Genomic DNA, 25,262 nt, shown 5'->3' with positions numbered 1-25,262 from the left:
ACAAAAATGAAAACCAGATTTTTGACGACGGCTGCGATTTTCGCGGCCGCGACGACACTTGCGTGCAGCATTCCGGTGTTCGCCGACGACTTCGACCGGGATCACGATGGCGATCATCGCCATCCGCATCACATCCATACGGAAACGCCGATCAAGCATCTCGTGATCATCTTCAACGAGAACCGCTCCTTCGACCATTATTTCGCGACTTATCCGAATGCGGCCAATCCGTCGGGCTCGATTCCCTTTGTGCCAAAGCCGCATACGCCGAAGGTCAACAACCTCGTCAACGCCAATCTCCTGGTGAACAATCCGAACACCAATCCGGCCAACGGCACCGGCGCAACCGATCCGTTCCGGCTCGATCGCACCCAGGCCAATACGCGCTCGCAGAATCACGCCTATACGCCCGAGCAGCAGGCCGTCGACAACGGCAAGGAAGACCTGTTCCCGAAATTCACCGGCCGCGGCACCGCCGGCGGCGCCGGCGCATTCGGCACCAACGGGCAGGTGATGGGATATTTCGACGGCAACACCACCACGGCTCTCTGGAACTACGCCCAGCATTTCGCCATGAGCGACAATGCCTGGACTGACACGTTTGGCCCGTCGACCCCGGGTGCGCTCGAAGTGGTCGCGGGTCAGACCAACGGTGCCGTGAACATCGTCGGCACGTCGACGCAGACCGTTCCCGATGGTCAGGGCGGCTTGACTCTGATCGGCGACACCGATCCCGGCAACGACGTCTGCTCGAGCACGACCAGCACGGTCCTGATGAATGGCAAGAACATCGGCGATCTGCTCAATGACGAGCACATCAGCTGGGGCAGCTTCATGGGCGGCTTCGATCTGACGCTCAAGAACGCCAACGGTACGACTGGTTGTGCCCGCAGCACCTTGACCACCGTCGTGGGCGCCGCCACTGCGGATTACATCCCGCACCACGCCTGGTTTCAGTACTACAAGTCGACCGCCAACTGGACTCATGCGCGGCCGAGCTCGGTGCACGCGATCGGTCATACCTATGCGGATGCCCACAAGACCCTCGATCCGGCCAACCACGCCTACGATCTCGAGGACTTCTTTGCTGCGGTGAAGGCGGGTCATCTCCCGGCCGTCTCCTACATCAAGATGCCGGCCTATCAGGACGGTCATGCCGGATATTCCGACCCGCTCGACGAGCAGGCCGGCAATGTCGAGTTGATCAACTTCCTGCAGAAGCAGCCGGAATGGCGCGAGACTGCCGTCATCATCACCTATGACGACTCCGACGGCTGGTACGACCACCAATACCTCACGCCGAAGAGCGCCTCCTATGATCCGACTGCCGATCAGGTCAACGGTCCGGGCCTGTGCGGCCTCGGCTCGGCCAAGCAGCCGGCACCGAACGGCCTCAACGGCAAGCCGGTGAACGGTCGCTGCGGTCCGGGCACCCGCATTCCCTTCATCGTGGTCTCGCCCTACGCCAAGACCAACCACGTGAGCCGCACTTACATCTCGCAGGCTTCCGTCGTGCGGTTCATCGAGGATAACTGGCTGCACGGCAAGCGTCTGGGTGGCGGCTCGTTCGATGCGACCTCGGGATCGATCATGGACCTGTTCGACTTCGATCAGGATCATAGCCACGACTTCCGCAACGACGCGCTGTTCCTCGATCCGACCGCCGGCACGGTCATCGTCAGCCCGCCGGACGAACACCACCACCACTAGTCTGACGGGACGTCAGAATGAACCGCCGCACTTTGTGGCTCCTCGGCGCCGGCCTGCTCTCGCTGGCCGGCGCCGTCATTGCGGCCGAGCCGCATGGACCGGCCGAGGCGACACCATCGGGCCTCAACCCGAATCCGGTTCATCTCTACCGCCCTCCTGTCGAGCCGCTCTCAGCGATGGCGCAGCTCGGCAAGGCGATTTTCTTCGACGCATCGTTGTCCTCGTCCGGCGCGCTGTCCTGTGCATCCTGCCACAGCCCGGACCACGCTTACGGCCCGCCCAATGACGGTCCGGTGATGCTCGGCGGCGCCAACCTGTCGCGGCAAGGCGCACGCGCCGTTCCGTCGCTGACCTATCTGGAGCGCCACCCGAATTTCAGCATCGGCCCCGAAAAAGCCGACGACGACAACGTGGTTGATCTCGCGCAGATGGCGGCGCTCGGCCAGAGTGCCGTGCGCACGACCAAGACCGCGGGCGGTACCGGCGCGTCGGCGAACATTGTGCCGCAAGGGGGGCTGTTCTGGGACGGTCGCGCCGACACGTTGCAGGAGCAGGCGCTCTTCCCGCTGCTCGATCCCAACGAGATGGACGGCGGTAGTGTCGAGATCGTGGCCGACAAGCTGCGCAACGCGCCTTACGCCCAGCGCTTCGTCGAGTTGTTCGGCGCCGGCGTGATGAGAAATCAGCGGCTGCTGATTGCGGAGGCGATGTTCGCCGTCGCGCGCTATCAGGTGGAAGAGCAGAGCTTCCATCCGTACAGCAGCAAGTATGATGACTGGCTCGAGGGCAAGACGCGGCTCTCTGAGAGTGAGTTGCGTGGCCTGCAATTGTTCAACGATCCCGACAAGGCGAATTGTGCCGGTTGCCACACCTCGGCGCCGTCCCGCGATGGCCTGCCGCCGCTCTTCACCGATCACCAATACGAGGTGCTCGGCGCGCCGCGCAATGCCGCGCTGGCCGGCAACGGGGATCCCGGCTATTTCGACCTCGGTGTCTGCGGCCCGCATCGCACAGATATGGCCGAGCAGACGCAATATTGCGGCATGTTCCTGACGCCGACGTTGCGCAACACCGCGACACGTCGCGCCTTCTTCCATAATGGCGTCTTCAAGACACTCGAGCAGGTGCTCGATTTCTACAATTTCCGCGACACAAATCCGGAGAAGGTATTTCCGCGCGCTGTCGACGGCACAGTGCGGAAATATGATGACCTGCCTGAAAGATATCACGCCAATGTCGATGTCACCGATCCGCCCTTCGATCGCCATCTCGGCGACAAGCCGGCGATGACAGAGCAGGACGAGGCCGACATCATCGCGTTCCTGAAAACGCTGACGGACGGCTACAAGGTGGAGAACTAGCGCTCTTCCCGATGGCGCGACTATAATCCCGGTGATCTCGCCGCCCAAGCCTTGGTGGCCTGGCAGCTTTCCATTGCTCGGGCGTAGGCAGGGCGTGCCGTCGTGCGGGCGAGATAGTCCCGCTCGACCGGACCGGGGACGTAGTTGCCCGTTCGCAGGCCGAGCAGGAGGGCGTAGCTCACCGAGATATCGGCCGCAGTGAATCGGTCGCCGGCCAGATAGGGGCAATCTGCGAGGCGGCGGATGACCAACCCCAGCCGGGTCTCGAAGGTTTCGGCTGCCCAGCGGGTCACCCGGGCATTTCGCTCGGCTTCGGGCGCCAGGTTGCGACCGACGAGGACTGTATTCATCGGCCCTGCGAGCCCGGCCTCGCCCATATGGAGAAATTGCAGATAGGCCGCGAAGGCGGGATCATCAGGGGCGACGGCAAGCGAAGCCGAGCCGTGGCGGGCGAGCAGATATTCAAGAATCGCAATCGATTCGACCATGATCGTCTCGCCGTCCTGCAGTGCGGGAATGAAGCCGGCGGGGTTGATGGCGAGGAAATCGCGATCGTTCTCGACTGCGAGCAGATCGACCGGGCGCAGCCGATAAGCCAATCCTAGTTCCTCAAGCAGCCAAACAACACGGAAGCCACGACCTTCGCCATAGACGGTGAGCATGGTTGAACGTTCCTGGATTGGGCTGGATATACTAGCTCGCAGACGACCTAGCGGGGTCTGATCTCCGCATATTTCACCATAGCCTTGTCGAACTTCCGCTTGAACAGCCACATCGCGCCCAAGATCTCGCGGAAGCTGGCCGAGCTTCGCGCCCGGTCGACCTTGCCGATGGCGAAGATGCTGTTGTTGCGTAAGTGTTTCATGATGGTGGAATTGGACACCCTATAGTTCAACAGGTCGCCCGACTTCAGTGCGGACCGCGTCGGTGTCGGGATGATCTGGATCAGCTCGAACAGCTTCATCTGCTCGATCGGATCGGGCAGCGTCTTCACGATCGCTGGGATTTCGGCAAATAGCTCCGCATGCGCGTTCATGAGGCCGTTGCGGACGTTGGTCCAATGATTGAAACGGCGGTCGGTGCCGCGGGATCGCGCCTCTTCCTTGTCGTCGCGCGCGTTCAATGCGGGATCGGCGGCCGCGATCGTGCCCTTGATCGCCTCCCATTTGCGCTGGCCGTTGCGGTCCTCGGACGGGCCGGTCTGCAGGCTTCCCATATATGTGTTCGAGCGTGCGTTGCGGACGTTTTGCTTGCCGTTGGTCTCGGCATAGAAGAGCCCCAGGCTGATGCGGCCCGCGGCCTCGGCGTCAGCGGGTGCGAGCCCTTTGGCGCGTGCAATCGCGGCGCCGAGATCAACGACGTCCTTGAACGGTGTCGGCGAATTCTGAGCGCTCGCGGGTGGCGCCTCCATGATCTCGAAGACGTCGGCATATTCGTCGACCAGCGGCTCGATCGCGGCGTCGAAATAGGCCGGGGGGATCCCGAACTTGTTCGGCTTGCCGATCCGCGACGGCATGGCGTCGGTCAGATCCTTATAGGTGCTGATGACCGCGACGCGCGCAAGATAGAGCGCCTGGCCCGGCAGGTTCGGCAGTGGCTGCTTCGTCTCGATCTGGTGGCGCCGCTCGGCCAGGATCGACTTGAAATCGCCGAGCGCGTGCTCGTAGGCGGCGAGCGCCTCCGACTGCGCCGGCGTCGGTGCTTGCGCCTGGCTCGCGATGGGTGTCGCGAGGATCAGCCCAAGCACCGCCACGGCTGTCGCGGCGTGACATTGTCGTCCCATGGCGGGTTCCCATGCGCAGGAGATTCGTCGGCCATGGGATCGTAAACGTCAAACCCGCGATCTGGCGAGCCCGCAAATCGGGCCCTCCGATCTCATCCCGCCGCCCGGTACTCCGGCGCTGACGTCAGGAATTTGGCATAGGCATCAGCGTCGGGCGGCTGGAAGTGTCCCTTGAGCCCGCCGCGCTTCTGCGTCTTTGCCCCGATGTCGGCCATCAGCTCGTCGAAATGGCGGTAGTGATAGGGCGCAACGCACAGGCCGCCATAGACGGCGGCGGCCGGCCGCTCCACGCGCTTGAAGTGCAGCATCATCTCGATGTTGTCGCGCATCTCTCGCTCCGTCGGCTGCCGCGCCAGTTGCCCGTCGGCATAGCGCACCAGCCAGTTGGCGGCGAGATCGGCACACAGCACGGTGCAGAACGACGAATTGAAGCCGACGAAGCCGAGGTCGGGCAAATCGGGGTTGGCGATCAGGCGATAGAGCCGATACTGCCCATCCGCATCGACCAGCTTCTGCTGATAGGCCTCGGGGAGGAAGGGCACGCCGAGCTTGTAGCCGATCGCGAGCACGGCGACATCGGCACCGATGCGCTCGCCGCCGCTCATCACGATGTTGTCGCCGTCATAATGATCGAACGTGCCGAACACCGCCTTGATCCGGCCATCGGCGACCATTGGGTAGAAGCCCGGCGTTGCGATCGGCACCGAGCAGTTGACGCCATCCTCGATCCGTTCTTTCGGCACCATCTTGCACTTGTTCAGCTTGAGCTGCGCCTTCAACAGGCTCTCGAGCCCGCGCCAGTTCGCCCAGATCAGCGGGGCGGCGAGACGGTACCCGAGCCGTGACATCGCACCGATGCCCCAGCCCGGAAACATCTCCTCCTGCGCGCGGATGTAGAGGATGCGCTTGAAGTTCACGAGCCCGCCGATGAAATAGGGGATGCGCCAGACCGGCTCGCGCATCACGATGGTGACCTCGCGCGCGCCTGATTTCACCGCGTTCACGGCAATGTCGGTCGCCGATTTCGAGCCGCCGAGCACGACGACGCGGCGGCCTTTCGCCAGCGCGGGATCGCCGTATTTCGACGAGTGCAGGATTTTCCCGCCCCGTGCCAGAAAGCCGTCCTCGCCCGGGCAATGCAGTTCGCGCGGCTCGTTGAACTGCCCGGTGCAAACAGCGATGAAATCGAAGTCCTCGCTGGTGGCAGCGGCATCCTTGCCCGATAGCGCGAGCGTCCAACCCGGTCGGCCGTCGGCGCGCCGCGCCATGCCGGAAACCGACGTATTGACGCGCAGCATGCGGTCGAGACCGAAGCTTTTCGCATAGTCGGCGAGATAAGCATGGACCTGCGGCCCGGTCGGCCATTCCGGATAGGCTTCCGGCATGGCGCGATCGGTGTAGCGGTAGAGATCCTTGGGGCTTTGCGTCTGCACCTCCGGATAGGAGCGCGCCGGCTCCCAGACGCCGCCGAGATCGGCACTGCGTTCGACGATGGTGACGCGGTGGCCGCGGGCTGAGAAGGCTTTCGCTGTGGCGAGGCCGGAGACGCCGGCGCCGATCACGCAGACATGCTTGGGGCTGACCATGGGATGGCTCGCAATCGATGTGTTTTGCGCGCGAGCAACTTCGTTCGGCCGCAAGGTGTGGCCGGCGGAGCTGCAAGCAGATGAAAGCGGACGAGAAGGCGGGCGCCTAGTCGTTGGCCTCGGGCGGCAGGAAGTCGACCTCGTGTAGCGCCGAGATGCGCACGACCTCGGCCGGGTCAGTCAGATTGTGGAGCTGGTTGAACAGCGCCTCCAGCTTCTGCATCGGCGAGACCCAGAACAGCGCGCGACACGGCTTGTCGGACTTGTTGAAATAGCCGTGCGGGATGCCGCGGGGCATGCGCACGAGGTCGCCGGCATGGGCCTTGACCCAGACGCCGTCGAGCTTGAGGTCGAGCGTGCCTTCCTGCACCAGGATGAATTCGTCCTGGGTCGGGTGGATGTGCACCGGCACGAACTGGCCGGGATCGCTGTTGGTTTCGAAGGCGAAGGTGGAGTCGGTGACGGCCTTGGGGAAGTAGACCTGGCCAAGGATGTTCCAGGTTTTCCCGCCATAGCCCGTGCCGTTCGCGGTAATGCCCTTTTCGAGTGCAGTCATGGCTCGCCTCCTGTTGGATACCGGCAAGGGTGGAGCTTCAGCCACGCGCAAGCACCTGTCTATCCGCTAAACGAATCCGGCACGGCTGTTGCCATGCAGCACGACGATTTTGCGACACGGCCCTTTTCGCACCCCGGGAACTATTATAGGCTTAAAGCAATTCCGCGACGCGAAGCGTGGTCGATGATGTCCGCAGCCGTGCTGGAAATGAGCGCCAGGCCACCCGCAACCGAACGGCTTGCGGCCTTCGCCCGCGTCACCACTGATGATGTCGATGAAGCGGCCGAGCAGATCGGTCGCATCTTCTGCCCGCATGATCTGAAGCCGGCGCAAGCCCGCGCTTCCGGATTTTCGGCCCGGCACAATTGCGCCGCGTTCGACGGCTTTTCCATCAACTACGTGGCCTATGGTGGGACCGTCAGCATCGATCCCGGCTGTCTCGATCGCTTCTTCCTTGTCCAGATCCCGCTCACGGGAAGCGCCCATATTCATGCTGGTGCCAGCGGATTCGACGCCGCGCCTGGCAAGACTGCCTCGCTGCTGTCGCCGACCATCGCGACGCAGATGACGTGGCGTGACTGTGCGCAAGCGATCTTGCTGCTCGATCGCCGCATGGTGGAGCAGCGTGCCGCGGCGCTGTCGGGCAGGGCGGCCGCTGCGGTCGAGTTCGATCCCGTGATCGACCTGGGCGGGCCCTCGGGCCGCCATCTGCAAGCCAGCCTGGCCGAGCTGATGATGCTTGCCGAACGGCTGGGGCCGTCCGGCAGGCTTTCACCGCTGGCGATGGCTGATTGGCGCGAGCTGCTGCTCGATCATCTGCTCAATGGCCAGCGGCATGGCCTGTCGGATTCGATCACAACGTTCTCGGGTCAAGCCGAGCGTCTGCCGCGCGCGCTTCGCGCTGCGCGGGACTATCTTGCGGACAATGCCGGCGAGCCGCTCGATCTTGCGCAGCTGGCCTGTGTGTCCGGCATCGGCATCCGTGCGCTTCAACTCGGCTTCCGCCGTCACTTCGGGATGTCGATCTCGGAGATGCTGCTCGATATCAGGCTCGCCGGTCTTCACACCCGGCTCGCGCAGGCGTCGCCGGATGCATCCATCACCGACATCGCCTTCGATCTCGGCTTCACCCATCTCGGCCGCATGGCCGGAGCCTATCGCGAAAAATTCGGCGAGACTCCGTCGGCAAGGCTGCGGCGGCGGATGAGCTAGCGAGAGGTGCCGGGTGATCTATTTTCGTGATCGCGTGGCGCTGTCTTCGGCGGCCTGCCTGCGCAAGAACCCCTCGACGTCAGCCTGCACCGAATAAGGTGTCGGGATCGCATCGCCCACGGCATCGACGGCGGTGTCGAGCGAGCGGCGCAGCATGCGTGCGAGCTCGGCCTTGCGGTAGGGCTTTGTCAGGAGTGGCGCGCCCGTGGTGGCGCTTCCCGGCGCGTGCTGGGCCTCCTGGGCATAGCCTGAGGTGAACAGCACCCGCAGCGAGGGCCGTGCAGCCACCATCTGGTCCGCGAGCTCGCGACCGTTGATGCCGCCGGCCATCACGATGTCGGTGAACAGCAGGTCGAACGGCGTGCCGCTGGCCGCAATTGCAAGGGCTTCGGTCGCGCTGGCGGCGGGAATGACCTTGTAGCCCAGGCTTTCGAGCTGGACAGTGACGTATTGGCGGACGTCGCGGTCGTCCTCGACGCAGAGAATGGTCTCCGTTCCGCCCACGACCTTGCGCGCGTCATAGCTTGCGGGACGCAATGCGCTGGTCTCTGCCTTCGGCAGATAGATCGTGAAGGTCGTGCCGCGGCCTTCCTCGGATTTGACCTTGATGCCGCCACCGGACTGCTTGACGAAGCCGAACACCATGCTGAGCCCGAGACCGGTGCCTTTGCCGACCTCCTTGGTCGAGAAGAACGGATCGAAGATCCGCTCGACGTGCGCCTGCGAAATCCCCGTGCCGGTATCGGTGATCTCGATCTCGACATAGTCGCCGGCGTAGCCGGCGCCGACCGCAACGGCCTCGCGCACGCCGAACACCACATTGCGCGTCGTCAGCGTCAGGCGGCCACCCTCCGGCATCGCATCGCGGGCGTTGATCGCGAGATTGAGCAGCGCCGCGCTGAGCTGCCCGCGGTCGGCGTAGGCGAGCCAAATATTGCCGTCGAGCTTCCTGATGATCTCGATCTTCTTGTCGAACGTCGCCAGCAGCAGCTTGGAGAGCTCTTCGAGCAAATCGTTGACGTCGATCTCGGCCGGCTGCAGCGCCTGCTTGCGCGCAAACGACAGCAGGCTCGAGGTCAGCGCGGCGCCGCGGTCGGCGGCCTCGCTGATCAGCTTGGTGATGGTGGCGAGCGGCGGATTGTCCTTCACGGCCTCGGCCAGGATCTCGATCGTGCCCGTGATGACAGTGAGCATGTTGTTGAACTCGTGCGCGATGCCGCCGGTGAGCTGGCCGACCGCCTCCATCTTCTGGGACTGGATCAGCTGCTCCTCGGCTGCGCGCCTCTGCGTCACGTCCTTGACGAAAACGTTGATGACGGTGCGGTCGCCAATGCGGAGCGCGGTGCTCGACGCCTCGATCAGGATCTCGTCGCCGGTCCGGTGCAGGATGGTCGCCTCGAAACGAATGCCGATCGGTGTATCGGACAGTTCCGGCAGGATGCGCATCATGCGCTGCCGGAACCCGGCGCGGAGCGGCTCGGCGACGAGCAACTCGACGACGTCGGCGCCGAGGGCTTCCGTCCGCGACCAGCCGGTCAGGGCCTCGGCCTGCAGGCTCCACTCCAGGACAATGCCGGTTTCGTCGGTCTGCACGAAGGCGTCGAGCGCGGTCCTGATGACGGCTTGCGTCATCTGCGCGCTGTCCGCGCGCGCCTGTGCCTGCTCGGCCAGTTGGTCGGTGTCGCTTTTCTGCTGTGACTTCGCGATGCTGCGCGCGCAGATGTGCGCGAGCAGCACCGCAACGGCGCCGCTCGCAAGCAGGGCAATAATCTGAGCAGCGCCGAAGCCGTTGCCGGCCATCGCATGCGCTACGAAGAGAGCCACGGCGGTCACGACGGCCTGCGCGGCCATCGCAAGAGTCAGAAGCCCCCTGAGTTTCATGCTCTCACACCACCGACGTCTGCCGCGGACCCCCAAGAGGCCGCCACCGGGCCTGCCAAGGGGTCTCCAAGTCCGCCCTGTCAAAGGAGTCCGACTCCCTGTGAGCTACAGACTCCCTGCGGCGGCGTCGAGGGCATTTTCCGGCGGTATGGGGCGCGGGCCTGCTTCAGCCGGCCGGGGGATCGGTCTGGCGTAGCGTCGTGACCCAGATCACGCGCGCCGCCTGCTGGGTCGGGTTGTCGAACATGTGCGGCACGACGCTCGGAAAGCGAAAGCTGTCGCCGGCTTCCAGCACATGGGCCTGGTTGTCGAGCCAGAGCCGCAGGCTGCCGGAGAGGACGTAGCCCGCCTTCTCGCCGATATGCTGGAGGAAGTCGGTCCCTGAGGAGGCGCCGGGATTGAGCGTGAGCTCGTAGAGCTCCATCTGACCCTTGCCTTCCGGCGTCAGCGCCTCCTTGACGACGCCGCTCGCGGTGAGGCGCAGCAGGCGGCGGTTGTACTTGCGCACGATGTAGCGCTGCACATCAGCGGGATCGCTGGTCTCGAAGAAATAGGAGATCGGCACGTCGAGCGCGATCGAGAGCAGGCGCAGCGTGCGGATCGAGGGCATCGCGCGTGCGCGTTCGAGCTGGCTGATCATGCCATTGGAGAGACCGGTCTTGTTGGCGACGTCCTGGATCGAGAGACCGGCGCGCTGGCGCAGCAGCCGCACGGTCTCGCCGAGACGCGCATCGATCGCATCATCGGTCCCGACCGCCGGGGCGTCCTTCGGGCGATCAGTTTCGCCGCGACCATCCATGTCGCTCTCTCCAAGCATTCCCGCGCTGCCGGCATGGCCGGCTGCGATGTGAAAAGGTCGCGCATCCTAGCAATGCGATTGACAGCTGTATTTAGTCATGATGAAATTTTAGCTGAAAAATTTAGAAGCACTAAAGCCCACTCCTGTCCCTTGCCGGGGTCTGGGGCGCGGGAGAGGTGCCGCGTGCGGGAACGGAGACTGGTCATGGCAGACAGCACCGGCAAGTTCGGCGTTGGCGGATTGCATCATCTCGGCCTTGCAAATCGCCGGCAATTCTTCCAGCTCAGCGTAGGCGCCGCGGCGGGATGGACGCTGTCAGGCAGCGCCTTTGCGCAGACCGAACGCCCGGGCACTCCGCCGGACAAGCCGCGCGGGCAGGTGATCGCCGCGCTGTCGCAGGAACCGACCGTCTTTCATCCCCTGATGCCCGGCATCGAAGTCGACCAGGGCGTCTGGTGGCAGGTTTTCTCGCCGCTCTGGTTCATCGATCCCGACGGCAAGTTCGTGCCCGACCTCGCGCGCGAAGTCCCGACGGTCGAGAATGGCGGCCTTTCGGCCGATGGCCTGACCTGGAAGATCAAGCTGCGCAAGGACGTGAAATGGCACGACGGCACGGTCTTCACGGCCGACGACGTCAAGTTCTCGCTCGACCTGATCAACAATCCCGACTTCCGTGTTCGCAACCGTGTCGGCCACAGCCTCGTCAAGGACGTCATGATCATCGCGCCTGACGAGATCCACTGGCGAATGGAAGCTCCCTATTCGCCCTACATGTCGATCCTGTCGCTCACCTTCATCGTGCCCAAGCACATCCTGGAGAAGGTGCCCGATCCGAATTCGTCGCCGTTCCACAACGCGCCCGTCGGCACCGGGCCGTTCCGCTGGGGCGAGCGCGTGCCCGGCGACCACATTCAGGTCAACGCCTATGCCGGCTATCACGGCAAAGGGCCTTACGTCGAACGCGTGGTCTTCAAGTACATTCCTAGCCTGACTGTCCTCTATACCCAGTTCCGCACCGGCCAGGTCGATTACACCGGCCTGCAGGGCATCCTGCCGAACTTCGTGCAGGAGGCGAAAGCGCTGAAAGCGAGCAAGATCTTCGTCTCGTCGACGTCGTCAGTGGAGCACATCGCGCCCAATCTGGAGTTCGGTCCCTTCGCCGACCACGCGGTGCGCGAGGCGCTCTATCTCGCCATCAACAAGCAGGCGATCATCGATGCGCTGAACTACGGCCTGCCGATGCCGACCGAGAGTTTCGTGCCGCAGGAGGCCTGGTCGTTCCAGCAGGGCCTGCCGCAGCATAAATACGATCCGGCCAAGGCCAATGCGTTGCTCGATGCGGCAGGCTGGGTGCGCGGCTCCGGCGGCGTCCGCGAGAAGGGCGGCGTGAAGCTCGAATTCACCAATTCGACCACATCAGGCAATGCCGTGCGCGAGCAGACCCAGCAGCTCCTGATCCAGGACTGGCGCGCGATCGGCGCCAGCATGCGCGTCAACAACATGCCGGCCGCCGTGATCTGGGGCGATTTCTGGCAGCAGTCGAAGTTCAACTCGGTGATCGTCGGCGTGAACTTCATGCTGGGCAGCGATCCCGATGTGACGCCGCGGTTCGGCTCCGGTGCGATTCCGGCCAAGGGCGGCCGTGGTTACAACACCTACCAATACCAGAGCGCTGAGGCTGATCGTCTTCTTGCCGAAGGCGCCAGGCAGTTCGATCTCGAACAGCGCAAGAAGACCTATGGCGACCTGCAGAAGCTGATCCGTAACGACCTTGCGATCCTGCCGCTGTTCCAGGGCTTCATCGCCGAGGGCGTGAAGGAGGGGCTGCAAGGCTTCCGTCCCAACATCAACACGTCGACCAATTGCTGGAACATCCGCGAATGGTACTGGGCCTGACGCCTCAGGCTGGCTGGATCGCCTGAGATGGCCCGTTACGTCCTCAACCGGCTGGCGCAGGCAGTGATGCTGCTGGTGATCGTCTCCGCGATCGGCTTCGCTCTGCTGCATCTGGCGCCGGGCGGTCCGCTGTCGCAATTCGCAGCCTCCGCGCAGATGACGCAGGAGGATCTCGACCGCGTCTCCAAGCAGCTCGGGCTCGATCGCCCGCTGCCGATCCAGTATCTCGACTGGTTCCTCCGCATGCTCAGGGGCGATTGGGGCAAGTCCTATCGCGACGGCGAGGCGGTGCTGTCGGTGATCTCCTCCCATCTCGGCGCGACGCTGGAGCTGATGGTCACGGCGACGATTGTCGCCGTGCTACTCGGCTGCTGGATCGGGATATTGGGCGCGCTCCGGCGCTACTCGCTGTTCGATTCGCTCGCGACTGTCGGCGCCATGATCGCGCTGTCGATCCCGACTTTCTGGTTCGGTCTCGTCACCATCTACGTCTTCTCGGTGACTCTTGGCTGGCTGCCGGCGGGCAATCGCGAGACCGTCGGCGATGGCTCTTTCCTCGACCTGCTGCATCATCTGATCGCGCCGGCGTTGGTGCTGGGACTGGTCGAGACCGCGATGTGGGGCCGCTTCATGCGCTCCTCCATGCTCGAGGTGATCAACCAGGATTACATCCGCACCGCGCGCGCCAAGGGCATGCCGGAATGGCGCATCCTCACCGTCCACGCCTTGCGCAACGCGCTGCTGCCGATGATCACGGTCGCGGGCCTGCAATTCCCGACGCTGCTCGGCGGCGCGCTGGTGGCCGAGACCGTGTTCACCTGGCCTGGCATGGGCCGGCTGTTCCTGGATTCCATCGGCTATCGCGATTATCCCGTGGTGATGGGCATCCTGATGTTCTCGGCGATCATGGTGCTGATCGGCTCGCTGATTGCCGACATCCTCTATGCCGTCGTCGATCCGCGCATCCGGGTGGGCTGAAGCGATGGCGACTGCAGTCTTGTCCACCGCTCATCCCACACCCGGCCAGGGCGCGTGGCGACGCTTCCGCCGGCACCGGCTTGCGCTGGCAGGCGGGGTGACCATTCTGGTGCTCGTCCTCGGCTCGGCGTTCGGCCCCTATCTGCTCCCGTTCGATGACACCTATATCGACATCTTGAAGCGGTTCGCGCCGCCGCTCTCGGGCGCGCATATCCTCGGCACCGACGAACTCGGACGCGACGTGCTGGCGCGGTTGATGATGGGCGCACGAGTCTCGCTGTCGATCGGCTTCGTCGCGATGGTGATCGCGATGGTCGTCGGCATCGTCGTCGGCGCCTTTGCCGGCTTCTATGGCGGCGTCGTCGGCGCGGTGCTGATGCGGCTGGTCGACGCCGTGCTGTGCTTTCCGACCATCTTCCTGCTGCTGGCGCTGGCGGCGCTCACCGAACCGGGTTTCGTCACCACCACCGCGCTGATCGCGGCAACCGCCTGGATGTGGGTGGCCCGCGTCGTCGAGGCCCAGGTGCGCTCGCTGCGGGAGCGCGAGTTCGCGGTGGCCGCGCTCGCCTTCGGCTCGTCGAACCTGCGGATCATGTTCCGCGAGCTCGTGCCCAATGCGATGGCGCCGATCCTGGTGGCTGCGACGCTTAACGTCGCCAAGGCGATCCTGCTGGAATCCTATCTCAGCTATCTCGGCTACGGCATTCAGCCGCCGGCCGCGAGCCTCGGCAACATGCTCAACAATGCGCAGATCTATCTCACCAGCGCGCCTTGGCTTGCGATCGCGCCCGGTGTCGTCATCACGCTGGCGGTGACGAGCTTCAACTTCCTCGGTGACGGCCTGCGCGATGCGCTCGATCCGCGGATGAATATCTCATGACCAAAAGACACGAACCGACGCCCAGGAGTGCCTCATGTCCCCGCCGCTCAACCGTATAAACAGCGACGAACGCCTGCCGCCGCAGGCGGATGTCGTCGTCATCGGCGGCGGCGTTATCGGCGTCTCTGCGGCTTATCATCTGGCCAAGAAGGGCCTGTCGGTCGCGTTGGTCGAGAAGGGGCATGTCGGCGGCGAGCAGTCGAGCCGCAATTGGGGCTGGTGCCGCCAGCAGGGCCGCGCGCGCGAGGAAATTCCGCTCGCACGCGAAGCGCTGCGGCTGTGGGAAGACATGCAGAACGACGCCGGCGTCGATGCCGGCTTCCGCCGCACCGGCGTGCTGTTTCTGACCAAGAACAAGGACGAACTTGCAAGTTGGGAGCGCTGGGCCGCGGTCGCACGCGAGATGCAGGTGCATTCGACAGTGTTGACGCCGGCTGAGGTCGCCGAGCGTATGCCGGGGAATACCGACAAATGGGTCGGCGGTCTGCATACGCCGAGCGACGGCCGCGCCGAGCCGTCGATGGCGGTGCCTGCGCTGGCCACCGCCGCGCGCAAGCATGGCGTCACAATTCACCAGGGCTGCGCCGCGCGCGGGCTGGAGACGACAGGCGGAAAGGTCAGCGCCGTCGTCACCGAGAAGGGCACGATCAAAGCGCACGCCGTGCTGCTGTCGGGCGGCGCGTGGTCATCGCTATTCTGCCGCCGCCACGGCATCGAGCTGCCGATCGGTCTCGTCAACGCTACGGCATGCCGGACCACGCCGGCGCCGGAGATCACGTCCGGCGCGCTGGGCACCGATCTCTACTGCATCCGCCGCCGCCTCGACGGCGGGTTCACGCTGGCCCTGCGCAACCGCGGCACGGTGGAGCTGTCGCCCGATTTGTTCCGCTATGCGCGCACTTTCTGGCCGACTTATCAGCATCGCAAGGGCGGGCTGAAGCTGTCGTTCGGCAAGTCGTTCTTCGACCAGATCATGCGCGGCACCGGCTGGAGCTTTGACAAGCCGTCGCCGTTCGAGACCGAGCGCGTGCGCGATCCCGCGCCCGACATGTCGCTGGTCAACGCGGCCCTGGCCTCGCTGATCAAGGCGAATCCGGAATTGAAGGACATCGAGATTGCGGAGGCCTGGGGCGGCACCATCGACTGCACGCCGGATACGATCCCGGTGATCTCGCCGATCGACGCATTACCGGGCTTCTTCCTTGCCACGGGCTTCTCCGGCCATGGCTTCGGCATCGGCCCCGCCGCCGGCAAGCTCGCCGCCGACATCGTCACCAATGCGACGCCGCTGGTCGATCCCGCCGCCTACAGCCACAAGCGCATGATCGATGGCCGGCGGCTCGCGCCGGTCAGCCCATTCTGAGGGCGGCATGACGGTTCTCTACAAGGCCAATCTGTTGCGCGGCGCGGAGTGGGCGCGCCTCTTCACGGAGCGCGCCCCTGACGTGCCGTTCCGGCTGTGGCCCGACATAGGCAATCCCTCTGAGGTTCGCTATCTCGTGGCATGGGTGCCGCCCGATAATATCGCAACGACGTTTCCCAATCTCGAACTGGTGTTCTCGGTCGGCGCGGGCGTCGACCAGTTCGACACCACAAAGGTTCCGGCACACATTCCGCTGGTCCGCATGCTGGAGCCCGGCATCGCCGAGACCATGGTGGAATACGTCACCATCGCCGTGCTCAGCTTGCATCGCGATCTCCTGCACTTCATCAACCAGCAGAAGGAGCAGGTCTGGCGCGAGATCCGGATCACGCCGGCGAAGCGTCGTCGTGTCGGCGTGATGGGACTCGGCCAGCTTGGTCAGGCTGTGCTCGATCGCCTCAAGGCATTCGGCTTTCCGCTGCTCGGCTGGAATCGTTCGCCGCGCGAGATCGAGGGGGTCACCTGTTACGCCGGCGCCGACACTCTGCCAGACTTCCTCTCGCGGGCCGACATTCTCGTCTGTCTGCTGCCACTAACTGACGAAACCCGCGGCATCCTCAACGCGGATTTGTTCGCGCGCCTGCCGCGTGGGGCAGGGCTCGTCAATGTCGGGCGCGGCCCGCATCTGGTTGAGACCGATTTCCTCGCCGCGCTCGACAACGGTGCGTTGTCCGGCGCCGTGCTCGACGTTACCGATCCCGAGCCGCTGCCGGCGAAGCATCCGTTTTGGAGCCATCCACGCATCCTGCTGACGCCGCACAATGCCAGCATGACGAGCCCGGATTCCGCTGTCGATTTCGTGCTCGACGTCATAGCGCGCCACCGCCGCGGCGAAGCGCTGCCGGGGCTGGTCGACCGTAGCCGCGGTTACTAGGGATTCGCATGAGCATCGGTGCAACGAGATCTGATCGAGTCGTCGCGGACGCACAGACGCCGGTGCTGTCGGTCGCGGGCCTGACCACGTCGTTCCTGCGCGAGCGGGAATGGATCCCGGTCGTCCGCAGCGTCTCCTTCGACATCGCGCCGCGCGAGACCGTGGCAATCGTCGGCGAGTCAGGCTCCGGCAAGAGCGTCACCGCGCTCTCGATCATGCGGCTCATTCCCAAAGAGAGCGGCCGCATCGAGGGCCGCATCGCGCTTGCCGGCCGCGATCTGCTGACACTCCCTGAAACGAGCATGAAGGACATCCGCGGCAATGACGTCGCGATGATCTTCCAGGAGCCGATGATGAGTCTCAATCCGGTGCTCACCATCGGTTTCCAGATCGCGGAGGCGTTGATCCAGCATCGCGGCTTGTCGCGTGCTGCGGCCGAGGCCGAGACCATCCGCTTGCTCGATCGCGTCCGCATTCCTGCGGCAAAGTCGCGTTTCCACGAGCATCCGCACCGCTTCTCCGGCGGCATGCGCCAGCGCGTCATGATCGCGATGGCGCTTGCCTGCAAGCCCAGGCTTCTGATCGCGGACGAGCCGACCACCGCGCTCGACGTCACCATCCAGGCCCAGATCCTGGAATTGTTGAAGGAGCTTCAGCAGGAGGAGGGGATGTCGATCCTCTTCATTACCCACGACATGGGCGTGGTCGCTGAGATCGCCGACCGCACAGTCGTGATGTATGGCGGGCAGGCCGTGGAGACGGATGCGACCGCGCGCATCTTTGCCGCGCCCTCGCATCCCTACACCCGCGCGCTGCTCGCGGCCGTGCCGCGGCTCGGTTCGATGGACGGGCGTCCGCGGCCGATGCGCTTCCCCATCGTCGACAAGGTCACGGGCACCTCGGACGAGCCGGCTGAAACACCCGATACCGTCTCGACCGCGGAACGTCCGTTGCTGGAGGTGTCAAACCTCACCACGCGCTTTCCGATCCGCTCAGGCCTGTTCGGCAAGGTCTCGGGCCGGGTCCATGCGGTCGAGAATATCTCCTTCACTTTACGTGCCGGCGAAACGCTGGCGCTGGTTGGCGAGTCCGGTTGCGGCAAGTCGACCACCGGCCGCTCCATTCTCAAGCTCACCGAGCCCGACAGCGGCACCGTTCTGATCGACGGCCAGGACGTGCTCGCCATGAGTGGCCGCACATTGCGCGATTTCCGCAAGCACATGCAGATCGTGTTTCAGGATCCTTTCGCCAGCCTCAATCCGCGCATGTCGGTGGGCACGGCGATTGCCGCGCCGCTGCTGGCCAACGGCCTCGCCACGGCCCCGCAAGCGCGCGACAAGGTTGCGGACCTGCTCGTGCGTGTTGGCCTCTCCGCCGATATGGCCGCGCGCTTTCCGCACGAATTCTCCGGCGGCCAGCGCCAGCGTATCTGCATCGCGCGCGCGCTCGCGCTCGGACCGAAACTGATCGTCGCGGACGAGGCCGTCTCCGCGCTCGACGTCTCGGTCAAGGCGCAGGTCGTGAACTTGATGCTCGATCTCCAGGCCAGCATGGGCCTCGCCTATCTCTTCATTTCCCACGACATCGCCGTGGTCGAGCGCATGAGCCACCGCGTTGCCGTGATGTATCTCGGCGAGATCGTCGAGATCGGTCCGCGCGCGTCCGTGTTCGGCGATCCGCAGCACCCCTATACGAAGAAGCTGATGGCCGCCGTCCCTGTCCCTGATCCGTCCCGCCGCGGAAGCAAGCGCGAGGTCGCCAACGACGAGATCAGGAGCCCGGTGCGCGCGCCGGACTACCAGCCGCCGGCCCGGCAATATCGCGAGGTCTCACCCGGCCATGTCGTGCAGGTCTGGGGCGAGGAATGGTCGGCGTAGCTTCGAAGGCTTTTCGAGAACGCACGACGATGACGTGCCTACACGTTCCTGCCGCTGCTGTTCGTGATACCTTCCGGGCAGATCGCGCTGAATTCACAATGAATTCACCGCAAAGCGATTGAGCGTGACCGCCTGCTAGCTGGACCGCGGGCGGTCGATCTTGATAATGCATCGACGCGCAGAGGCTGGCGAAGACACGCCTTCCGCGGGTGGATTTTCTGAGATGACACAAGCTGGCGTCTACGGGCAGAGGCTCGGGCGTGGCCTTCATGTGAGGGACGCGCCGGTGCTTGTCACGCGTTCGCTGCGCAGCGCAGCACTCGCGGTCACGGAGGTGCGCAACGACGCCCCGGTGCCGAAATTTTCGGGCTCGCTGCCTGCGGAAGATGCCTATCTCGTCAGCCTGAAGATCCGCGATTACCCGGATTGCGAATGCTGGGAGAATGGTCGCTTCGTCACCAAGGCGAATGTCCGTGCAGGTGCCACCTATCTCTATGACCTCAAACGCGATCCGCGCTATGTGATCGACAAGCCATTTCACTCGCTGTTCTTCTATCTGCCGCGCTCCGCGCTCAATGACATAGCAACGCAGCCCGGCGCATCGCGCGTTGAAGAGCTCAACTACAGCCCCGGTGTCGGCCATGATGATGAGGTTGTCCGCCATATCGGCGCAACCTTGCTGGCGGGTTTCCGCCGGCCTGACGAGCCCAATCAGCTTTTCGTCGATCACATGTTGCTCGCGTTTACCGCGCATGTCGGTCTGACTTATGGTGGGCTGAAGCCTGTCGTCGAGCCCGGCCGGGGCGGCCTCGCGCCATGGCAGGTGAAGCGCGCATGCGAGCGGCTCGACTCCGATCTCTCAGGCGGCCTCATGCTGCAGCAGATTGCGGCGGAGCTCGGTCTTTCAGTCAGTCACTTCTCGCGCGCCTTCCGGATCTCCACCGGCCTGCCGCCGCACCAATGGCTGCTGCGCCAGCGCGTGGAGGCCGCCAAGCAGATGATGGCGGTTCGCGGCCTTCCGTTGTCCGAGATCGCGATCTCGGCGGGCTTTGCCAATCAAAGCCATTTCACGCGGGTTTTCTCGCAAATGGTCGGCGTCAGCCCGGGCGCGTGGCGCCGCGAGACGTCTGGCGGGCCGGCGACGGAGGCCTGATCAGCGCATTTGTCGGCGAGCCGGTAGCGCGGCCAGGCGCCTCACGCATTCACGTGCACGAAATCCCGCAGCAGCGGATAGATCTCGTTGTTCCAGCGCTTGCCGGAGAATACGCCGTAATGGCCGACGCCGGCCTGCATGTGGTGGACGCGGCGATAGGCGCGCACGCCGGTGCAGAGGTCTTGCGCGGCAAGCGTCTGGCCGATCGAGCAGATGTCGTCCCTCTCGCCCTCGACCGTCATCAGACCCATGCGGCTGACGGCCCTGGTGTCGACGGGGCGGCCGCGATGCATCAGCTTGCCCAGTGGCAGCAGGTGCTCCTGGAATACGTCGCGCACGGTCTCGATGTAGAATTCGGCCGGCAGATCCATCACCGCGAAATATTCGTCGTAGAAGGTCTTGATGGTCGCAGCCTTCTCCTTCTCGCCCTTGGCAATGTGGTTGGCGAGATCCATGTGCTGCTTGATGTGTCGCTCGAGATTCATCGAGACGAAGGCCGTGAGCTGCACGAAGCCGGGATAGACTTTGCGGAACGCACCGCGGCACTGCACCGGCACGTAGTTGATCAAGTTGCGCTCGAACCATTCGATCGGCTTGCTCTTGGCGAACTCGTTGACCTTGGTCGGCTGGATCCGCGTGTCGATCGGCCCCGCCATCAGCGTCAGCGTCGCGGGGCGCGAGGGATGGTTGCCCTCGCACATGATCGCCGCGGCCGCGAGCGCCGAGACCGACGGCTGACAGATCGCCACCATGTGCGGCCGCGGGCCGAGCTGCCCCAGGAAGTCGATCAGATGCTCGGTGTAGTCGTCGAGCCCGAAACGACCCTCGCTGCGCGGGATGTCGCGCGGATTGTGCCAATCGGTGATATAGACATCGTGGTCCTGCAGCAGCGTCTTCACCGTGCCGCGCAAGAGCGTGGCGAAATGGCCGGACATCGGCGCCACCAGCAGCATGCGCGGCTGCTCGCTCACGCCGTCCTTCTTGAAATGCAGCAGCGAGCCGAACGGCGTGGCGTAGGCGATCTCCTCGGTCACGCCGACCTCGCGATTGCCCATCGTGACACTGTTGATGCCGTAAGCCGGGCGGTCATAGGTGAGGGTGGAGCGCGAGATCAGCTCCAGCGCCGCGGAGAGCCGGCCGACCACCTGGTCCGACATGCCCTGCGGTACCAGATGGAGGAATTTGAGCGCGGAGGAGGCGCCCGCCCGCAACGGTGCCGTCAAATCCATCTGGTTCTGAAAAGCCTGATAATACATCGACATCATACTTAAGCGCCCGCCTATCCGCTGCCGCCATGCAATATCGGAGCCAGACGAGAGCGGCCCGTCCTTGGAATTGGCACGTCGCTTGCTGCGCACTTGGTCGGAAACGTGAGGGAAGGGCCCTATGGCGAAGGCGACACTGACCATCAGCAGCAAGAACTACTCGTCCTGGTCGCTGCGTGGCTGGCTGCTGGCGAAGTTCTCCGGGCTCGATTTCGAGGAGATCATCACCGCGCCTGATGACGCGTCGGCGCGCGCCGAAATCCTCTTGCTGTCGTCCTCGATCCTAGTGCCCTGCCTGCGGCACGAGGGCGCGACGGTCTGGGATACGCTCGCCATCGCCGAATATCTCAACGAGGTGATGCCGTCAGCCGGGCTGCTGCCTGATGATCGCGTCCAGCGTGCGCATTGCCGCTCGATCTCAGGCGAAATCCATTCCGGCTTCACCACGCTGCGCGCCTCGCTGCCGGTGAACCTGAAGGGGCACTTCCCCGGTTTCAAGATCTGGTCGCGCGCACAGGCCGACATCGACCGGGTCTGGTTCATCTGGCGCGATTGCCTGGAGAAGTCGGGCGGCCCGTTCCTGTTCGGCGACAAGCGCACCATGGCCGATGCGATGTACGCTCCCGTGGTGACGCGCTTCGTCACCTACGACGTCAAGCTCGACCCGCTTCTGAAGACCTATGCCGACACCATCATGGGCATGCCCGAGATGAAGGAATGGATCGCGGCCGCCAAGGACGAGCCGGCCGAGATCGAGGAGCTCGAGGTCGAATATTAGGCAGGCGCCGTCAGGCCTTGCCTGTTTCCGGAGCGGACGCGGCCAGCGCCCGCACCTGCCTCTATCTCTTTGCGAATATTAACTTTTGAAGCCGGTCATCGGCAGCGCGATCTTGCGCGCTGCGCAGATATTGTGCGTGCCGGCGCAACCATGTCGACATCTAGCCGTGAACAGCAGCGTACGAAGCTATCGGGCTGATTCGGACGTGATTCGTTCGGGCCGCGTTCCGTTCGTTAAGGCAGAGCGCGGCCCCGTTGCATTTTGAGACACGCGCGCCGTCAGGCCGCGCCGGAATGCTTCACGCGCGGCACGCGCCAGCCGATGACGGTGGCCTCTACCGGAACGCCGGCCGCGTGGTTCTGCCAGCGTCCCTCGACGTAGCGGCAGGCAAAGGGCAACTGATACGTTCCGCTGTGGTCCTCACACAGCACTTCGACGGGCACGCCAGGTGGCGGTTCTCCGGTGCCATCGAATTCCGCCAGACGTCTATCGCGCGTTGCCATTCCAAAAATCTCCCCTAATCAAAGCCGCGGAAAGAGCGCCCACTTCTTCCGCGCGCGGTTTAGTGCTCCCCTGTCCAAAGGGAACACGCCAAGCTCAACGCGAGAATGCGGTGCGAGTGTGGTAGCCTCACGCGGCTCTGCGCAATCGGCGCACATTGCCGTGATCGATTTTAATGAGGAACCTTGATGTTGCGCCGGATCGCTGCCGTCTCTTTCGTCGTGTTACCGCTCGTCGCGCACACGCAGGTCGCGGCGCAGGACGTTCCCGGCATCGAGATCTGCACCGTCGAGAAGACCATGGAGCGGCGAACCAGCTGTCTGCAGAGCAATGTCGATTTCCTGCAGAAGACCATCACCAAGCTCAATCTCGATCATCAGCAGAAGCTGGATGCCGCCATCAGGCAGATCGATGCGCTGAAGGTGACGCTCGCCGGCTTGCAGAAAACCATCGGCGATCTCCAGGCCGCGCAGGCAAGGCAGGCGGAGGATCTGAAGAAGAAGCAGGATGCGCCGCCGCCGAAGGATGCGAAGTAGGTGCCGTAGGGTGGGTTAGCTGAGCAGATGCACAAAGCGCATCTGCCCGGCGTAACCCACCTCTATCGTTTCCGAGGAGACAGAAGTGGTGGATTACGCCTTCGGCTAATCCACCCTACGAGTTCAGCGCCTGCGGCCCGACCGCAATCCTGATCAAGCAAGGCGCGGGGCGAAGACGCATCATCCCCCCGCTTCGAACGAGAGCCTTAACCCGTGAACCCAGCCCAGCGCGCGCTCTGGTACATCGAAAGCCATCTGGCCGAGCCGATGACGCTCGACGAGATCGCTGCGATCGGCGGCGTGTCGCGGTTCCACATGGTGCGCGCGTTTGCCGCAGCCACCGGCTTCCCGGTGATGCGCTACGTGCGCGCGCGGCGGCTGAGTGAGGCGGCGCGCAGTCTCGCGAAGGGCGCGCCGGACATTCTCAGCGTCGCGCTGGAGGCAGACTACGGCTCGCACGAAGCATTCACCCGCGCGTTCCGCGACCAGTTCGGCACCACGCCCGAAACGGTGCGAGCGGCGACGTGCACCCACCAGCTCAGGCTTCAGGAGCCGATCCTCATGGACTCCACGATCTCAAGCAATCTCAAAGCTCCGCGTTTCGAAACCGCCAAGGCCTTCCTCGTGGCCGGCATTGCCGAGCGCATCTCCTGCGACAATGGCGCCATCATCCCCGGCATGTGGGCGCGCTTCCACCAGCAGGTCGCCGACATTCCCGAGCGCGTCGGCCAAGGGAAAAATGAAGAGAAAAATCGAGTCGCCTACGGCGTCTGCTGCAACGGCGACGATTCCGGCAACTTCGATTACATCGCCGGCGTCGAGGTTCGCGATTTTTCCGATCTGCCACGCGGCTTCGGCCGCATCCGCATACCCGAGCAGCGCTATGCGGTGTTCACCCACAGCGACCACGTCGCCTCGATCCGTCGCACCGTCAACGCGATCTGGAATCAATGGCTGCCGGCATCTAGCTACAAGGCCGCGGACGCCCCGAATTTCGAGCGCTATGACGAGAAGTTCGATCCCGTCACCGGCAATGGCGGCTTCGAGATTTGGGTGCCGGTGAAGGAGTAACGCTGCAACGCTGGCATACCATCCCGCTTGCTTGGCAAGGGGGACCTACTTTGTCATAACCGCTGGCAAAACTTGCCAGCGGGGCCCGTGCCGGACATCCCGAGCAAGCCATAACAAGCTGCCGGGAGGTCCCACCATGTCCAACATCCGCGTTCTCGCCACCGACCTCGAATTTCCCGAAGGCCCCGTGGTGATGCCGGATGGTTCGGTCGTGTTGGTGGAAATCCGTGGCCAGCGTCTGACCCGCGTCTATCCCGATGGCCGCAAGGAGATCGTCGCGAAGGTCCCCGGCGGCCCGAACGGCGCCGCGCTCGGCCCCGACGGCAAGATCTACGTCTGCAACAATGGCGGCTTCTCCTGGATTCCGACCGGCAAGATGATCATGCCGGGGCCGCAGCCCGAGGATTATCTCGGTGGCTCGATCCAGCGCGTCGATCTGCAAACGGGCAAGATCGAGACCGTCGTCACCAAATGCGGCGAGCACGATCTGCGCGGGCCGAACGATCTTGTATTCGACAAGCACGGCGGCCTCTGGTTCTCCGATCTCGGCAAGCGCCGTCCCCGCGAGATGGATGTCGGCGGCATGTATTATCTCAAGCCCGGCATGAAGGAGATCGTCGAAGTCGTGCACGGCGTGCTGCCGGCCAACGGCATCGGCCTGTCGCCGGACGAGAACACCGTCTACATCGCGGAGACGCCGACGGCCCGGCTCTGGGCCTATGAGCTCTCGGCGCCCGGCATGCTGAAGCCGCGCGAGGTGATCTATCGCGGCGAGCGCGGCAAGCCGATCTGCGGCCTTGGCGGCTACCAGATGTTCGACTCGCTCGCGGTGGAGGCGAATGGCAATGTCTGTGTCGCCACCCTGGTTTCGGGGTGCATCTCGGTGATCGCGCCCGATGGGACCCTGGTCGAGCAGGTCCCGACCGGCGACCGCGTCACCACCAACATCGCCTTCGGCGGCCCCGAGCTGAAGACCGCCTATGTCACGCTGTCCGGCAAGGGCGAGCTGATCGCCATGGACTGGCCGCGCGGCGGTTTGCCCCTCAATTTCCTAAACAAGTAAACGGTGCTAGTGACCGTCATTGCGAGCGCAGCGAAGCAATCCAGGAATGCGTCCGCGGTGACAATCTGGATTGCTTCGC

The 25,262-nt window shown here is 64.2% G+C and carries 22 protein-coding genes; 14 read left to right on the top strand and 8 right to left on the bottom strand.

What is annotated here, in order from left to right:
• The first annotated feature begins 6 nt into the window (after nucleotides 1–6).
• Nucleotides 7–1,710, top strand: a complete 1,704-nt coding sequence (locus L6637_RS16975) for a phospholipase C (protein WP_237871437.1) — start codon at nucleotides 7–9, stop codon at nucleotides 1,708–1,710.
• 17 nt (nucleotides 1,711–1,727) lie between these two features.
• Complete coding sequence (locus tag L6637_RS16970; RefSeq protein WP_237871435.1) at nucleotides 1,728–3,071, top strand: cytochrome-c peroxidase; 1,344 nt, start codon at nucleotides 1,728–1,730, stop codon at nucleotides 3,069–3,071.
• Between the two features lie 20 nt (nucleotides 3,072–3,091).
• On the opposite strand, the gene L6637_RS16965 is transcribed toward L6637_RS16970, so the two are convergent.
• From L6637_RS16965 to L6637_RS16950, 4 genes are all read right to left on the bottom strand, one after another.
• Nucleotides 3,092–3,733: a glutathione S-transferase family protein gene (locus tag L6637_RS16965; protein WP_237865811.1), complete on the bottom strand. Its 642-nt coding sequence runs from the start codon at nucleotides 3,731–3,733 to the stop codon at nucleotides 3,092–3,094.
• Between the two features lie 47 nt (nucleotides 3,734–3,780).
• The gene (locus L6637_RS16960) at nucleotides 3,781–4,854 is read right to left on the bottom strand and encodes a hypothetical protein (protein ID WP_237871433.1); all 1,074 of its coding nucleotides are present in this window, start codon (nucleotides 4,852–4,854) and stop codon (nucleotides 3,781–3,783) included.
• Nucleotides 4,855–4,946: 92 nt separating this feature from the next.
• The gene (locus tag L6637_RS16955) at nucleotides 4,947–6,440 is read right to left on the bottom strand and encodes a flavin-containing monooxygenase (protein WP_237871431.1); all 1,494 of its coding nucleotides are present in this window, start codon (nucleotides 6,438–6,440) and stop codon (nucleotides 4,947–4,949) included.
• 106 nt (nucleotides 6,441–6,546) lie between these two features.
• Nucleotides 6,547–6,996, bottom strand: coding sequence for a cupin domain-containing protein (locus L6637_RS16950; RefSeq protein ID WP_194479904.1), 450 nt, complete (start codon nucleotides 6,994–6,996; stop codon nucleotides 6,547–6,549).
• 186 nt (nucleotides 6,997–7,182) lie between these two features.
• Between L6637_RS16950 and L6637_RS16945 the strand changes: the two genes are divergently transcribed.
• Entirely contained in the window at nucleotides 7,183–8,208 is a 1,026-nt protein-coding gene (locus L6637_RS16945; protein WP_237865938.1) for an AraC family transcriptional regulator, read from the top strand.
• A gap of 18 nt (nucleotides 8,209–8,226) precedes the next feature.
• Here the strand turns inward: L6637_RS16945 and L6637_RS16940 are convergent, their stop codons facing one another.
• The gene (locus L6637_RS16940; protein WP_237871429.1) at nucleotides 8,227–10,089 is read right to left on the bottom strand and encodes an ATP-binding protein; all 1,863 of its coding nucleotides are present in this window, start codon (nucleotides 10,087–10,089) and stop codon (nucleotides 8,227–8,229) included.
• Between the two features lie 166 nt (nucleotides 10,090–10,255).
• Nucleotides 10,256–10,888, bottom strand: coding sequence for a helix-turn-helix domain-containing protein (locus tag L6637_RS16935; RefSeq protein WP_237871427.1), 633 nt, complete (start codon nucleotides 10,886–10,888; stop codon nucleotides 10,256–10,258).
• A 204-nt stretch (nucleotides 10,889–11,092) separates the two neighbouring features.
• Here L6637_RS16935 and L6637_RS16930 point away from each other — a divergent pair, with 204 nt between their 5' ends.
• From L6637_RS16930 to L6637_RS16900, 7 genes are all read left to right on the top strand, one after another.
• On the top strand, nucleotides 11,093–12,784 hold the full coding sequence (locus tag L6637_RS16930) for a peptide ABC transporter substrate-binding protein (protein WP_237871425.1): 1,692 nt from the start codon (nucleotides 11,093–11,095) through the stop codon (nucleotides 12,782–12,784).
• Between the two features lie 27 nt (nucleotides 12,785–12,811).
• Entirely contained in the window at nucleotides 12,812–13,762 is a 951-nt protein-coding gene (locus L6637_RS16925) for an ABC transporter permease (RefSeq protein WP_237871423.1), read from the top strand.
• Between the two features lie 4 nt (nucleotides 13,763–13,766).
• The gene (locus tag L6637_RS16920) at nucleotides 13,767–14,642 is read left to right on the top strand and encodes an ABC transporter permease (protein ID WP_237871421.1); all 876 of its coding nucleotides are present in this window, start codon (nucleotides 13,767–13,769) and stop codon (nucleotides 14,640–14,642) included.
• A 34-nt stretch (nucleotides 14,643–14,676) separates the two neighbouring features.
• Nucleotides 14,677–16,005 (top strand): NAD(P)/FAD-dependent oxidoreductase, encoded by a 1,329-nt coding sequence (locus tag L6637_RS16915; protein ID WP_237871419.1) that lies wholly within the window; start codon nucleotides 14,677–14,679, stop codon nucleotides 16,003–16,005.
• 7 nt (nucleotides 16,006–16,012) lie between these two features.
• Nucleotides 16,013–16,939, top strand: a complete 927-nt coding sequence (locus L6637_RS16910; protein ID WP_237871417.1) for a 2-hydroxyacid dehydrogenase — start codon at nucleotides 16,013–16,015, stop codon at nucleotides 16,937–16,939.
• A gap of 8 nt (nucleotides 16,940–16,947) precedes the next feature.
• On the top strand, nucleotides 16,948–18,816 hold the full coding sequence (locus L6637_RS16905) for an ABC transporter ATP-binding protein (RefSeq protein ID WP_237865821.1): 1,869 nt from the start codon (nucleotides 16,948–16,950) through the stop codon (nucleotides 18,814–18,816).
• A gap of 223 nt (nucleotides 18,817–19,039) precedes the next feature.
• Entirely contained in the window at nucleotides 19,040–19,969 is a 930-nt protein-coding gene (locus tag L6637_RS16900; protein ID WP_237865822.1) for a helix-turn-helix domain-containing protein, read from the top strand.
• A 41-nt stretch (nucleotides 19,970–20,010) separates the two neighbouring features.
• On the opposite strand, the gene L6637_RS16895 is transcribed toward L6637_RS16900, so the two are convergent.
• Nucleotides 20,011–21,234 (bottom strand): polyhydroxyalkanoate depolymerase, encoded by a 1,224-nt coding sequence (locus L6637_RS16895; protein WP_237865823.1) that lies wholly within the window; start codon nucleotides 21,232–21,234, stop codon nucleotides 20,011–20,013.
• A 121-nt stretch (nucleotides 21,235–21,355) separates the two neighbouring features.
• On the opposite strand from L6637_RS16895, the gene L6637_RS16890 reads away from it, so the two are divergent.
• Nucleotides 21,356–22,012, top strand: a complete 657-nt coding sequence (locus L6637_RS16890; protein ID WP_237865824.1) for a glutathione S-transferase family protein — start codon at nucleotides 21,356–21,358, stop codon at nucleotides 22,010–22,012.
• Between the two features lie 278 nt (nucleotides 22,013–22,290).
• Here the strand turns inward: L6637_RS16890 and L6637_RS16885 are convergent, their stop codons facing one another.
• Complete coding sequence (locus L6637_RS16885) at nucleotides 22,291–22,515, bottom strand: hypothetical protein (RefSeq protein WP_237865825.1); 225 nt, start codon at nucleotides 22,513–22,515, stop codon at nucleotides 22,291–22,293.
• Nucleotides 22,516–22,701: 186 nt separating this feature from the next.
• Between L6637_RS16885 and L6637_RS16880 the strand changes: the two genes are divergently transcribed.
• The 3 genes from L6637_RS16880 (at nucleotide 22,702) to L6637_RS16870 (ending at nucleotide 25,183) form a co-directional block, all read left to right on the top strand.
• Nucleotides 22,702–23,049 (top strand): hypothetical protein, encoded by a 348-nt coding sequence (locus L6637_RS16880; protein WP_237871415.1) that lies wholly within the window; start codon nucleotides 22,702–22,704, stop codon nucleotides 23,047–23,049.
• A 213-nt stretch (nucleotides 23,050–23,262) separates the two neighbouring features.
• Nucleotides 23,263–24,120, top strand: a complete 858-nt coding sequence (locus tag L6637_RS16875) for an AraC family transcriptional regulator (RefSeq protein WP_237871413.1) — start codon at nucleotides 23,263–23,265, stop codon at nucleotides 24,118–24,120.
• A 136-nt stretch (nucleotides 24,121–24,256) separates the two neighbouring features.
• On the top strand, nucleotides 24,257–25,183 hold the full coding sequence (locus L6637_RS16870) for an SMP-30/gluconolactonase/LRE family protein (RefSeq protein WP_237871412.1): 927 nt from the start codon (nucleotides 24,257–24,259) through the stop codon (nucleotides 25,181–25,183).
• The last annotated feature ends 79 nt before the right edge of the window (nucleotides 25,184–25,262 follow it).

The sequence above is a fragment of the Bradyrhizobium zhengyangense genome (assembly GCF_022012435.1).
Lineage (GTDB): Bacteria > Pseudomonadota > Alphaproteobacteria > Rhizobiales > Xanthobacteraceae > Bradyrhizobium > Bradyrhizobium zhengyangense.
This window is presented reverse-complemented; position numbering and strand designations above follow the sequence as displayed.